Here is a 12,766-nt window from a genome sequence, read left to right on the forward strand (position 1 = left end):
TAGGTAGCAGTTGATAAAAGTGTCATTCTGCTTTATAATGAAGAAAAACGGAGGAAATTGCCATGAAATACATTCCATTTGGTCAAGATGACAAAGAATTATCAGAAATTGTTCTCGGAATGATGAGAATAAAAGATAAGTCTGTCAAAGAAGTTGAAGAGCTTGTAGAAACAGCACTTTCTGTTGGAATCAATGCCTTTGACTTGGCAGATATATACGGTCGTGGTCGTTGTGAAGAACTGTTAGGTCTTGTCCTAAAAAATCGTCCAGATTTAAGAGAAAAGATGTGGATTCAGTCCAAATGTGGCATTCGCATAGAAGAATTTACCTATTTTGATTTTTCAAAAGAGTATATATTACAATCAGTTGATGAGATTTTAGAAAGATTGCAGGTTGATTATTTAGATAGCTTGCTTCTTCATCGACCAGATGCTTTGATGGAATCTGATCAAGTGGCGGAAGCCTTTGACATTCTACATACATCAGGCAAAGTTCGAGACTTCGGTGTGTCCAACCAAAATCCTATGATGATGGAATTGCTGAAGAAAGAAGTCAAACAACCTCTATCTATCAATCAATTACAATTAAGTGCAGCTTTCACACCTGGTTTTGAATCAGGATTTCATGTCAATATGGAAGGCAACAAGGCAGCTGTGCGTGATGGAAGCGTCTTTGAATACTGCAAATTAAACGACATGGTTATTCAGGCCTGGTCAGTCTTGCAGTTTGGCTATTTTAAGGGCAATTTTGTTGGTAATGAGCAGTTTCAAGCTTTGAATCAAGTTTTAAACCGTCTTGCGCAAAAATATGGTGTAAGCCCATCAGCTATTGCTATCGCTTGGGTGTTACGCTATCCAGCTAAGATGCAAGCGGTGGTAGGGACAACTAACCCTAAACATTTGCTAGAAGCCAGTCAAGCAAGTAACCTGACTCTAACTCGAAAAGAATGGTATGAGATTTACCTAGCAGCAGGGAATGATTTGCCTTAGGAAAAAATGCATTTTAAGAAATCACAGTCAAAAAGCCGTTGGAAAACGGTTTTTTGTTATAATTAAATTAAGATTTATAGATAACAAAGGAGAAAAACATGACATTTGAAGAAATTCTGAAAAGCGTCTAGGAATGGCTTCAAATAGGAGTTTATAGGCTTTATTTTTGTGGACTTTTTGAAAAAACATAGTCACAAATGACCTTTAATATTCTCCCAAAGTCCACAAAAAGGGGAGTAAAAAAAGACCTAAAATAGGTCAATAATTTACGAGTTCAGCAGGCAAGAACTAGCGTAGTCACCAGCTACGCTTTTTTAGTTGTTTTTGCTTATCTGATAGGTTTATTATACCCAAAAAGGGAGTGTGTGACCTCTCGGTCTTACTCTCCCTTTTTGGGTAGACTATGCAAGCCTCAAGCTGTGAAAATATTATAACATGTTTATCACGCGCATTGGTTATTTATCTATCGAAAAGATAAGATACCTAAAATCGCGTGGTTGCTAATTTTGTTGCCTTTTACAATACTGTTTTACGCGAATATCAAGTGGAAATATACTGTGTCTTTATGTTATAACTCTCCTTTTTCTATCTTCTCTCTGATAATGCCAGCTAAAATATTATAAACAGGGTGTCCTGCTGGAATAACAGGGGGATTTTTAGCAAATTCTTCTTGTGTTAAGGTGGTTTCTTTGTCTAATATTGTACCGTCTGCTAGTTTAGTACCTTTAGGGACAATATGGGTTATTGTTGGATTCCATTTTTCTTTAACTTTTGCCATGTTAAATACTCCTTTATGGTAAAAACAGAACCGTCCCACCTCCTACTGCAGAATGAACTGTTTCAAGGGGAGATGGAAAAGCCCTGTTTATAAGTCAATTATATCATAGTTAATTATTAAGCATGGATTTTTTTATCAGCAATAGCGTCTGTTAGGGTCTGTGAGAAGTTTAAGCCTAGGTCACGCCCTAATGTATCCGCCCAACGTGGAATGGTTAGGGTTTTTTTAACAGGTTCTTGACTGCCTAGATATTCTGCAACGTCAACCATAACCATAGAGATAAAAGATTTACTAGGATCATAGACTAGATCTATGTCCTCATCATCCTGGAAAGGGTTGTTAGAAGCCAAAGATAAAGCGTTAATAGGAGTAGGGGTAGGAATTTCTCGCCCATTCTCGATATAATCAGCTAGGTTAATACCGAGCCAATCGCTGGCCATTGCCATAGCGTCTGCCATATCCTCCCCTTGAGTTGCTGAATGTTCAAAATCTGGGAAAGTTACAAAGTAAGGGGCGTTAGCTCCGTCTGTATCGTCATAATAAAATAAAGCTGGATAAGTGACAAGCATAGTTTACCTCCAAAATCAAAGACAAGCAGGGGGACTGCCTTTATTACAGTCCTGCTTGCTTTCTTATCCCTCTTTCAGTGTACTTATTCAGTTCACCATGAGGGACTGTGATAGGTCTTTCCCCTTCCTTCTCCATTTTAACATGGGAGCCTTTACCGCCTTTGGTTTTTATCCAACCATGAGCCGTAAGGAGTTTGACCATCTCTTTTTGTGTCATAGGCATAGCGCTTTTACCTCCTGACAGTATTATTATAACACGTACTACACGTATTGTAAAGGGATAATACTTGTTATCTCTCAAATAGCAAAAGCCCCCAGATTCGTTTCTAAGGGCTTGTAGTTTATACATGGTGTTTTTAGTTGTCCAGTACGAAAATAAATCAAAATAGCAGGTAAATATGGAGCCTATGCCTACATTTGCCTACTCACATGCTTCTAATTCTTGTAGTAAGGTTTAATCTAAACAGTATTTTTCACTCTGGCCAAGTTTTCTAAAGCTTGCTTTCTAATTCTATATACGTTAACCTTGCTTATCTTCAACTCCTTACAAACCTGAGCCAAAGGGAGGTTATTCACATATAACATTGTCAATACTAACCATTCCTCAATTTCATCTAACTGGTCTATTAAATCTATGACTTCTATACGCTCATTCACAATAGCGTTGAGCTGCTCTATTACCTCGTCTTTTAGTTGCAAGGTTTCAAGTAGCTTATTTTCAGTAGTATTTGTTTTGCTGGTTGTTACTCTTATGTCAGTTTGGTTAGATCCAGCTAATAGTCCATGGTTTAAACTGTCTAGCTTTAATTGCAATTTTTTAATGATCATATCTGACTTTTTACAATTCTTCAGCTTTTTCTCAATCTGTTCAACGTTCACGCTGGGACTCCTTTATACTTTTTTTGTGGTTGGAAAAGGGATAATTGAGTAGTAGCTTTATCGATCAAAAAATCAAGCTAAACACTTAGTAAAACCACATGCTACCAACTTCAAAAACATTTCAAAAAAGGAATTTTCTGCACAAACGAGGGCGGCGTTCTTGTACTTTAGCAAAATATACCCCCGTCTAAAAATAAAGGGGGTAGCTCTGCCTCCTGTCTCGTATTCATACATGTTTAGTATCTTGTAATTGAACTGTTGTAACTGTGATCTTTATTTTGATTTTTTTGAAAATGTTCCAAAAAACTACTTCATATTGTCTCACAATCTCAATCCATTCAGCCAAAAACTATCTCCTTTCTTGGTGTAGTTCACAAACTTTTGATAATGCTTATAATACTTGTCACGTTTCATATATTTTGGTCTTTCAGGAAAACCATCGAACATATATCCGCCACGTTTGGGACTCCAAACTGGTTCTACCTTTCTAGCTTCCCTCAGCGCAAGCTCCCAATAGTATTGGCAATCTGTCTTACTTCGGTTCAGTGTTGATTTGTGTATTTTCTGGCATGATCCACAACCATATAGCAAAAATCTCTTATAGAGTTTTCTGCATCGATTACCACAAATAGGACAGAGAAAGAAGTAGCGATTTCCTCCCTTAGTTCCTGGTATGCTTGCTAAATCAAAATGATCACGATCAAAGGTGATATACAGATTATCTAGGTCTATTTCTAGTTTTCTACCGTCCAACTCAGCTATTCCATAACTAATATTCTTGCCTTTCATTGGCTTTATAAACGTTTCTATGGTTATTGATTTTATAATTTCCATTCGTTCAAAATACCTTTATATAGAAAAACCCAAATCGATTGGGTTCAGTAGCAATGAAACCACAAAAAGAGGCTAGCGCCTCTCTTGATAGTTCTAGCTTTCTGTCTCTGCCACATAATCAGCAAGACCTTTATATTCGCCTTCTACGTCCAGCTTTTGGAGTAGGCTAATACTTTCATCGCCCAGCATTTCCAACGTACCAAAAGCGGTCATAGAGTCCATAGGGATAGGCTCATCAGAAAGCAAGCGATCAGCATAGTCTAATAGTTCTAGCTCGTAGTCTGTAACCTTATTGAGCAAACTCTCAAAATCCTCTGACTCTTTGAGTTGAAGCACGCGCTCCCGTTTGTAACATTCTTCAAACGCTGCAGCCTCTCCTGGTTGTTTGTGGTAGTCTTTAAAGCTGTCACAAATACGCTTGAAAGTCTTGTTTAGCTTGTGATCTTCCACATACTCAGCAACAAGCGTGCCTTTATCCTTGTAGGTCAATGAGATTACAGGCTGGCAATATGTCCCAGTCATGTATCCCAGTAGCGCGTGACCTGCTACTTGAGCGGTCGCCTGATCACAAAAATAGTAAGTGAAAGTGAATGTTTTTGCTTTGTCTGAAAATGTTTTTAATGTCATGTTGTTTTTTCCTCTCTTATTTTAAGGTAAATTATGTAATTTTTGCAATCTGTTGACCTTCTTTGGTATTTTGTTGACCTTCTAGGTAACATAGTTCACCCTTACTGCCACAAGGGTTTAGGTCACTTTGTTACCATGTTGACCTTCTTTTGAAGTCCTTGCCCTTATATATATAAATACTATTTTTTCCTATATAGAGAGTTAAAAAGAAGGTAACAAGGTCAACAAGAAGGTCAACAAATTTCGTAAAAACCCAGTCATATCAATGGTTTAGAGCGTTATGAGAAGGTCAACATTATTCTTTTTTAGTTATAGCGTGATTTACTCGACCCAATTTAGGTCTCTCAAACTCCAACGGATCCAGTTTGTCAAAATCTTCAATCCTAACACGAGCTTTTTTAAGTTGATACTTATTAGGTGTTAACTGTTGTAGGTGTCTGATAGTATCTTTTCCTGCCCCGTAAACATTGGGCTTGGGTATGCCCATATCTTCAGCATAATGTTTCAGTGATCTGGTCAGTATAAAAACGGGTACCACGTCCAGCTCATGCCAACCTCTTTCCATGTATTCATGCTTAACCCATGAAAGTAAGTAGTCATTATCCTCTTGGTATTCTTCTAGCAGGTCTTTGACTGATTTAGGTTCGATAAAGTGAGTAAATGGCTCTTGATTGATAGCTTTGTATAGGGCATACTCTAGGACTTCCTTGTTTGCTAAAAACTCGTTTTTTATCCAAGGTTTTTCCTTTTCCCCATTAAAGTCCGCATTGAAAGGTACGATCATAATTCTACGATACCAGCCTTTTGTCTTGTTCCCACCATTGGGGATATAGTTGCCTGAAAAGATGTTGAATAGCTTAAAAGTAGCTTCAAAAGCTGGCCGACCTTTTGGATTGACTAGAACGGTGTCGCCACTAGTGATACTCATTAAATCCGACGGATTTTTTAAGTATTCGTTAGGTGCTTCATCCCCAATATTACAAACTTTGCCTACCAGGGTTTCTAGGTTATGCTTTTCAGCAAACTGTGCAGGTTTTAAGGCTGATATATTGCTTTCTCCTATCAGATTGATAAGGAAGCGCTGAAATGTTCCCTTACCATTGTTACCGTCCCCGTAGAAGATAGCAAACTTATTTAGGGTATGGTTAGGGTTAATAGCTTCAAGTATAATCTGCCAAAATAGTGTTACCAGTTCACTGTCATTACAGGCGATTGAGTTTAACCAATCATCAAAGGTTTTACCTTCTCTATCTCTTGGAACATGTGTGGGCGCGTGGTAAGCCGTGCTTATCTTACTTGTAATTACATACTTAGGACTAAAAGGGAGTAGTTCCTTTGTTTTTAGGTTAATAATTCCATTTTTTACAGGGATAAGGTCAGCACTTTCTAAAGGCTTTTGTATCTTTGTCAGTGTTCTAACCATTAACTTAATCTGAGGCCACTCTCTGGGTTTAATTCTCACGTCAAAAGTCTTACACAAAAGATTGAAAAGATCATTACTAGCGGTATAGATACCTTCATCTAAATCATAGATATAGAGTAGGCTATAATCAGCTATGTTGCTCTTGCTGATAAAAGTAAACGTGACAATCTCGCTCAGTATTTTAGCTACTGTGAATGTTTGGGGCATAGCAACCTTTTCAGTAACGTCCCCTGTGGACTCGTTTACCTTTGTTTCGGTATGTTCTGCCCGCCATTCTTCACCAGCTTTAAAGATACGATTTTCTAATTCCTTCATCGTTCTAGAAGGCTGTTCTTGTTCTCTCACCTCCAAGATTTCACTTTTTAGGTTTTCTAATTCTTCTAGTTCTATGGTTCTACCCTCTCTTTCTGTATTCTGCCCGTGCTATGCTACTGAATGTACGATCTAGTTCCTCGATTGGTAAAGGTTCAGCCGTCACGCTATTGGCTATCTTTGTAAGTTCGTAGGCGGTTTCTAGATCACAATCAACCCACTTATTAAAGAGTAAGCCTACAAATCGTGTAAGTGCCACGTTACGCCCTCCCTCGTCTCCAAATCCGTTGAAAAGCGTGTCAATGATTCTCATGGTCATTGATCTCTGGCCACTCGTTCTGGGTGTGAATTTTCCAGTAGTTTCTTGCTTCGCTCTTGGTTCAACCTTGGGGACTGGATAATCTAGGCCGTGCTCGACAATTTTCTGATATTCTGATGGTTCTCCTGTTGTTACTGGTAGCCCTTGGAGTTGTGACCAGGTCAGACTGGCCATGTCAAAGGATATCCCTATCTTGTCCGCTATCTCCTTGACTACCTGCTTATAGGTTGCCTCATTCATCACGTTGTCAGGCTTCACCACAAGGCGAAAACGGGGCTTTTCTAAACAATGTTTGATAGTGGGGTATAAAATATAGGAGTAGCCAAACAAGGCGCTAGAAACGGCTTCTATGAAGTCCTCAGACGTGCCCTGTATATCGTCATAATCAAGAAAAATCAAATCCCGATAGATTAGACTGGAGTTGTTTCGCTTGTAACTGCCATTCTTTTCTGGTGTCACTTTCCCACTGATACAGTAAGGCGCTTGTGTACGTTTAAATTCTTCAATGTTTGCCCCTTCAGGGACTACCAAAGGCTTAAAGCGTTCAATGTACTGGAACGGCTCAATCTTATCAAATGGATAGACAAGATTACTCTGAAAGCCTTTAGCCTCATAAATTGTCATACTATCGCCCCTTTTTGCGTTTTTTCTTCAGTTTCTTCAGTTGTTTCCGTTCTTTGAGTTGCTTCAACTTTGGGAGTCTGTCCTTGGTTTTATCTTCCTGGGCTAACTTCATACCCTCATAAGCTGGTTCTGTCATGTATCTACCCATTTTCTACCCCCAGAAACTTCCAGATGTCAGAAATTCTATAATAGATTTTCCTAGTATCTTCTAGTGGGGGCTGGTATCGTCTTAGCCCAGCATCTTCCCACTTTTGGAGTGTCTTGTACTTTATATCTAACTCGTCCATGGCTTCCTGAGCTGAGATTAACCCTGTCAACCGTAGTTTGAGTATAGCACGCGCATCCAGGTATTTTTCTACAAGGTTTAAAACGCCATGAGCTAACTCGTTTTCACTTTCTTTGCTTAAACTAAACATATTCATCCGCTCCCTTCAGTAGTTGCTTGTAACTCTCTAAATCAGCATTTAAAAGGACTGTTAGGCGTTTCTGTTCTTCCTGTACCTGGTTATAGAATGCCTTTGCTCCGTCCAGTAGCTCCTCTTTGTTAGCTGGGATAAAGTAGCCTCTGAAAGCTCCGTGACGTACCCCGATGATAGGAACACCGTAGCGCGTGATTAGGCGACTGATAATGTCCTGTACAGTTCTTTCTGCCAGCTTGGTGATTAAGCTGATTTCTGCCCCTGTGATGGAGTTTTCAGCCCCCACTTTGATTAGTCTTAATACTCGCTTGTCATTCTCTGTCAGACTCATTCAATTCCTCCCCATAGTTGACCCCTGCAAGCTGGATATAACGGCCATAATCAGGGTTTAAATCCTCGCTAGGTGTTTCTATCGTCTGTTTGTTTTCTCGCTCAATTTGGGCGCTTTTTTGCCGGTCTCGGTGGTTTAGATAGAGTAGTAAACCAATAAGTACCACAAGAAAGATAATTGCCTGTGTGTTGGTTAAATCTAGTTCGTTCATTTCATCGCCTCCTCAAACTGCTCTATAAGATGATCTTTACTTACTTTCCGATTAGCATTTTTAGAATTAAAAAGAATATCTTTTAAGGTTATAGTAGCCTCTAAATACTCCTTTTCAGCATGCTCTATATACGCCTGTTGCTCTGCTTCGTTGTCAAAAAAGTGCTTGGCTTGGCGTTTAAAGAAAGCTAGTCGCATAGCGTCCATTTCAAAAATACCAGGGTGGAAAAACATTCCAGTAGTGCTTTTAGAAACAGCTTCGATTTTATGACTTTCATTCAATTCAGAAAGTTCAATCCAAAGTAAGCGGTGTAAATTTTCTTTGATGGATTTTGTCTGACTTGCCAATAACGAAAGTCTATTAAGCCCATTTTTTTCGCCAATTTCTCGCATCTCTGCGCTAATTCTGTCTATACGTCTAGTTAAATTCTCGTATGTTGTTTCTGTCATGGTGTTTACTCCTTTTTCTATGTTTGTGTAATTGCCCTGATGGCCTTTTAATTGTCGTTTACTATACATGATTTCCTCACACTCTCCTCGACCAAAATTTGAGCGCGGGGATTTTTAATGGTTGTTTCTTATACATTGTTTCTTGTAATTCATAGCCTCACGCTCAGAGTCGCCAATATTTGAAAGCGTGAGAAAGTACCAGTTTTAAGAGTTGGCTCTCTCCGTATGGTCAAAATGTCCTAGATATGCTATAATCTAGTTATAAATCTTTACTAAAACCTCTTTGATAATAGCTTGCCTGCTTTGTTAAATTCGTTTTAGTGTTAGTGTGAAAGGCTTTGCTGATTGGTCTCGGTAAGCCTTTTTTGTTACAATCACGCGCATTTAGTGCGTGGTTTTTTATTTCTGAATACCAGGGACTTAATTTCCTGATAACTCATATTCAAGCAAATCATGGCTATTACCATATCCTCAAATGCCTGGTATTGCTCTAGCTCGTCACTGGTCAAGCTATCGATGCCATTATAGCCCCCACGTTCTTCCCTTAACTGCTTAGCGTTCCTGTCGGTCACTGCCTTCAGTATCAGGTTGTTCATGGTGCTATGCGCGTGCTTGGGTGCTTGTTCCCAGTTCTCAATACTGTCATGCAAGGTTTTTCTTTTTGGCTTTTCTAGCGCCCTCTGCATACGGAACTTAGAAAGTTCATCACGCATTTCAAAGAAAGCTTTGACTAGGTTCTTCTTAAACTCTTTTACAGGTTCTGTATTTCGTAAGTAAGTGATCAGCAAGGTTGCTTGTTGCTCATTCAAAATATAGTCCCGTACATTTTGCCCACTCTCTGAAGGTGAAATTTTAAATTGCACCTTTCCGAAGCTCTCAAAGTCCTCTCGATGCTTATTCAGCAAAATCTTCAAATGTCTGTGCTTAACTTCTGCACACTCTGCTACGATACTACTCAGTGTATACGGTTCTTTCTTGCCGTCCATGTAGACTAGTTCCATTGGTTCACTCCTTTCTTAGATTTCCTTTTGATTTAGTTCTATTTTTTTCGTACTATCTCCTAAAAAAATATCGTCCAGTTTTACCTGATACAATTCCGATAACTCTTTAAGTAGCTCAAAAGGGATTAGCGTACTATCTTTTTCGTACTTTGAGATAGTCTGAAAATTCTTGTTGACCTTCTTAGCCACTTGGCGCAAAGTAAAACCTGCATTTACTCGACACGCTCTTAGCGTCCATTGTGCCATATTCTTATAGCTCCTTTCAAGATTGATAAAATCATGGTACTATTTTTTTCGTACTTTGTCAACGCTGTTGTTGAAAAATTTTATTTTTTTCGTACTTTGTCTTTTTTGTGTTATAATCAGGTTGTAGAATTAAAGTAAGGGAGTTTTTAACAATGGCAAAAAATAGCCCTCAGGATTTAAAGAATAGAGAATATTTCTCTAATAATCTTAACCGTGTTATGAAAGAAAAAGGTATCAGACAGATAGACCTGCATAATGCTTTAGAAATTCCTAAAAGTACAATAACTGGTTATGTAAAAGGTAGATCAATGCCAACATCTGGCAATCTTCAAAAACTTGCTGATTATTTGGGAGTGAAAAAATCTGATCTTGACCCTCGCTTTTCTGACAAAGATGTTTACAAAGAATTTTTATATATGTTAGATAAACAATTAGACGAAGAAAAATACCTCGTAAAAAATGTTTCAAAAGATAAAATTTTTCAGAAAGTAAAAGAGAGAGAGAAAAGGGACAAGGAAATAATTGAACTAGCAAAGAGTAAAAATTTCCCAATCAGTCCTGAAGAGTTTCTCACTACTATCACTGAATCATTAAATGAATACAATCCCAAAGACAACTATGAAGTTTTAAATGCCCTTGCGCTAAAGACAAGTAATATCCTATTCTGGCTAGATATTGTATTTCAAAAAACAAGTAGTGAATTCTACATAGTTTTTGAAGATAAGGAATTCAACCAAGAATATTACAACAAATTATATAAAAAGTTTGAAAATCTATTTGAAGAAATTAAGTCTTTAGCTCTTCAAGAAGCTGAGAAAGATAAAGAAAATCTAGATGATTTTGCGTTACTTTGGGGTATAGACTAACCCACGCGCCACAATATCCAACAATCCTGAAGCACGTACTTTCTCGTACTTCAGCAAGTCCGCTGACCTTGTCTAAACCTTGCCACTTTTTAGGGTGTTAGAAATGTTAGTTTTCCAACTATTAAGAACTAATAGAAACGGGTTTGGAATTGTTTACCCCATCGCTTTTTAGGGACTCAGAAAATGAAGAAAATTGTTTTTTTCCAGTATTCTTGAAAATCCGACTTTTTTCCAACATTTACCCGTATAAGCTCTATATCTACCAATTTTACGGAGTAAAATCTTGGTACGCCAGAGAATTACAAACCATTCTAGAATATATGGAGTGGCGTAACTTTAACCAAGTTATAGACAAAGCAAAATAGCCTGTGAAGACTCCGGAAAAACCGTGGTTGCCAATTTTGTTGATGTCAACAAAACCCAAAAGATAAACTCAGATTTTGAAAAAACTTTAAATACAGGCCTGTTTACTATAAACAAGCCCATAATAGCCCCATATCCGCCTTATTTCCTACTCTGGTATTATTTACCGCCTGACTCTTTAAAATCGAATGTGGGGCAATCTGTGAAGCCCTAGCATGATTTAAACCACAATCTAAAACCTTTTTAATAATAGCTTGCCTGCTGATGTATTTTAGAAAGGTTTATCATCATGAAAATAACTGAAGTTATAAAAAAAGACGGTAGTAAAGTCTATCGTACTAATGTATATCTAGGAATTGACCAGGTAACAGGAAAGAAAGTTAAAACAAGTGTAACGGGTAGGACAAGGAAAGAGGTCAAGCAGAAAGCAAAGCACGCGCAAGATGATTTTATATCGAACGGTTGTACTGTGACAAAAGTAGTACCTGTAAAGAATTATCAGGAGTTAGCTGATCTATGGCTAGATAGTTATCAGCTAACAGTAAAGCCTCAGACTTTTGTAGCAACTAAGCAAATGCTCTATAATCACCTTATACCTGTCTTTGGTAGTCTGAGACTGGCCAAGTTATCTGTTAGCTATATACAAAGCTTTATCAACGATTTATCTACTCAGATAGTCCATTATGCAGTGGTTCATTCAATAAATAGGCGTGTCTTACAGTATGGGGTATCTCTCCAGCTCTTGCCATTTAATCCAGCTAGAGACATTATTCTTCCTAAACAGCCTAAACGTGAGAATACAGCAATCAAGTTCATAGCTTCAGACGATTTAAAGGCTCTGTTGCTCCACATGGAAAAACTAGCGTTTAAGAAATACAGTTATTATCTTGATTTTGTTCTGTATAGTGTCTTACTTGCTACTGGGTGCCGTTTCGGAGAAGTAGTAGCCCTGGAATGGTCTGATATTGACTTAGAGAATGGAACCGTCAGCATAAGCAAGAACTACAATAGATTTTTAAAGCTAATAGGTACACCAAAAAGCAAAGCAGGAGTTAGGACAATCAGCATAGACAAGAAAACAGTCAACTGCTACGTCTATACAAGAATAGGCAACGCCAATTATATTTGCAGTCTGGGGCGCGTGCTTCGTCTGTGGTGTTTGCAACACCTACGAGAGAGTACCAGAACCTGGCAACCAGACAAGAGGCTTTAGATCGACGGTGTGCCGAGATTTCTATTCCTCGCTTTACTTTCCACGCTTTCCGCCATACTCACGCTAGTTTATTGCTAAATGCTGGTATCAGCTATAAAGAATTACAATACCGTTTAGGTCATGCTACTTTAGCTATGACCATGGATATATACAGCCACCTATCTGCAGATAAAGAAAAAGAGGCGGTTTCATATTTTGAAAAAGCCATGAATAGCTTGTAAGTCCACAAAAAGGTGAACAAATTTATATTTTTAAAACTCATAGGCTGACTAAAAAGCCTATTAAATCAACGTTTATAGACAAAAAAGGAGAA

17 protein-coding genes and 1 pseudogene are annotated in these 12,766 nt (G+C 38.2%); 3 read left to right on the plus strand and 15 right to left on the minus strand.

Annotated features, from left to right (window positions below):
* Window positions 1-62: 62 nt before the first annotated feature.
* Window positions 63-989, plus strand: coding sequence for an aldo/keto reductase family oxidoreductase (locus O3611_RS04790; RefSeq protein ID WP_371607979.1), 927 nt, complete (start codon window positions 63-65; stop codon window positions 987-989).
* Between the two features lie 568 nt (window positions 990-1,557).
* Here the strand turns inward: O3611_RS04790 and O3611_RS04795 are convergent.
* The 15 genes from O3611_RS04795 to O3611_RS04865 all read right to left on the minus strand — a co-directional run bounded on the left by O3611_RS04795 (window position 1,558) and on the right by O3611_RS04865 (window position 10,011).
* The gene (locus O3611_RS04795) at window positions 1,558-1,767 is read right to left on the minus strand and encodes a BOW99_gp33 family protein (RefSeq protein ID WP_315638885.1); all 210 of its coding nucleotides are present in this window, start codon (window positions 1,765-1,767) and stop codon (window positions 1,558-1,560) included.
* Window positions 1,768-1,883: 116 nt separating this feature from the next.
* Window positions 1,884-2,336, minus strand: a complete 453-nt coding sequence (locus O3611_RS04800) for a type II toxin-antitoxin system HicB family antitoxin (RefSeq protein WP_261050117.1) — start codon at window positions 2,334-2,336, stop codon at window positions 1,884-1,886.
* A 43-nt stretch (window positions 2,337-2,379) separates the two neighbouring features.
* Window positions 2,380-2,559, minus strand: a complete 180-nt coding sequence (locus O3611_RS04805; RefSeq protein WP_001132280.1) for a type II toxin-antitoxin system HicA family toxin — start codon at window positions 2,557-2,559, stop codon at window positions 2,380-2,382.
* A 236-nt stretch (window positions 2,560-2,795) separates the two neighbouring features.
* Window positions 2,796-3,215 (minus strand): DUF1492 domain-containing protein, encoded by a 420-nt coding sequence (locus O3611_RS04810; protein ID WP_248034454.1) that lies wholly within the window; start codon window positions 3,213-3,215, stop codon window positions 2,796-2,798.
* Between the two features lie 321 nt (window positions 3,216-3,536).
* Entirely contained in the window at window positions 3,537-4,040 is a 504-nt protein-coding gene (locus tag O3611_RS04815) for a hypothetical protein (RefSeq protein WP_371608047.1), read from the minus strand.
* Window positions 4,041-4,142: 102 nt separating this feature from the next.
* Entirely contained in the window at window positions 4,143-4,676 is a 534-nt protein-coding gene (locus tag O3611_RS04820) for a hypothetical protein (protein WP_248034455.1), read from the minus strand.
* A 295-nt stretch (window positions 4,677-4,971) separates the two neighbouring features.
* Window positions 4,972-6,414: a phage/plasmid primase, P4 family gene (locus O3611_RS04825; protein WP_248034533.1), complete on the minus strand. Its 1,443-nt coding sequence runs from the start codon at window positions 6,412-6,414 to the stop codon at window positions 4,972-4,974.
* 79 nt (window positions 6,415-6,493) lie between these two features.
* A complete protein-coding gene (locus O3611_RS04830; protein ID WP_248034456.1) occupies window positions 6,494-7,354 on the minus strand; it encodes a primase alpha helix C-terminal domain-containing protein in 861 nt (286 codons plus the stop codon).
* A 1-nt stretch (window position 7,355) separates the two neighbouring features.
* A complete protein-coding gene (locus tag O3611_RS04835) occupies window positions 7,356-7,502 on the minus strand; it encodes a hypothetical protein (RefSeq protein ID WP_371607980.1) in 147 nt (48 codons plus the stop codon).
* A complete protein-coding gene (locus tag O3611_RS04840; RefSeq protein WP_248034534.1) occupies window positions 7,495-7,770 on the minus strand; it encodes an XRE family transcriptional regulator in 276 nt (91 codons plus the stop codon). Before O3611_RS04840 ends, O3611_RS04835 begins: the two co-directional genes overlap by 8 nt.
* Entirely contained in the window at window positions 7,763-8,104 is a 342-nt protein-coding gene (locus tag O3611_RS04845; protein ID WP_248034457.1) for a DNA-binding protein, read from the minus strand. Before O3611_RS04845 ends, O3611_RS04840 begins: the two co-directional genes overlap by 8 nt.
* Entirely contained in the window at window positions 8,085-8,315 is a 231-nt protein-coding gene (locus O3611_RS04850; protein WP_248034458.1) for a hypothetical protein, read from the minus strand. Before O3611_RS04850 ends, O3611_RS04845 begins: the two co-directional genes overlap by 20 nt.
* Window positions 8,312-8,764 carry a hypothetical protein gene (locus O3611_RS04855; protein ID WP_315638894.1) on the minus strand — a complete coding sequence of 151 codons (453 nt, stop codon included), beginning with the start codon at window positions 8,762-8,764 and terminating at the stop codon, window positions 8,312-8,314. The genes O3611_RS04850 and O3611_RS04855 overlap by 4 nt, the downstream gene beginning before the upstream one ends.
* A 374-nt stretch (window positions 8,765-9,138) precedes the next feature.
* Window positions 9,139-9,765, minus strand: a complete 627-nt coding sequence (locus O3611_RS04860) for a Rha family transcriptional regulator (RefSeq protein WP_315638895.1) — start codon at window positions 9,763-9,765, stop codon at window positions 9,139-9,141.
* A gap of 15 nt (window positions 9,766-9,780) precedes the next feature.
* Window positions 9,781-10,011: a helix-turn-helix domain-containing protein gene (locus O3611_RS04865; protein ID WP_000090006.1), complete on the minus strand. Its 231-nt coding sequence runs from the start codon at window positions 10,009-10,011 to the stop codon at window positions 9,781-9,783.
* Window positions 10,012-10,163: 152 nt separating this feature from the next.
* Here O3611_RS04865 and O3611_RS04870 point away from each other — a divergent pair, with 152 nt between their 5' ends.
* Together O3611_RS04870 and O3611_RS04875 are read left to right on the plus strand one after the other, a co-directional pair.
* Window positions 10,164-10,877, plus strand: a complete 714-nt coding sequence (locus O3611_RS04870) for a helix-turn-helix domain-containing protein (RefSeq protein ID WP_315638896.1) — start codon at window positions 10,164-10,166, stop codon at window positions 10,875-10,877.
* Between the two features lie 652 nt (window positions 10,878-11,529).
* Window positions 11,530-12,674, plus strand: a pseudogene (locus O3611_RS04875) (tyrosine-type recombinase/integrase).
* The last annotated feature ends 92 nt before the right edge of the window (window positions 12,675-12,766 follow it).

Source organism: Streptococcus sp. 27098_8_91 (genome assembly GCF_041432385.1).
GTDB lineage: Bacteria > Bacillota > Bacilli > Lactobacillales > Streptococcaceae > Streptococcus.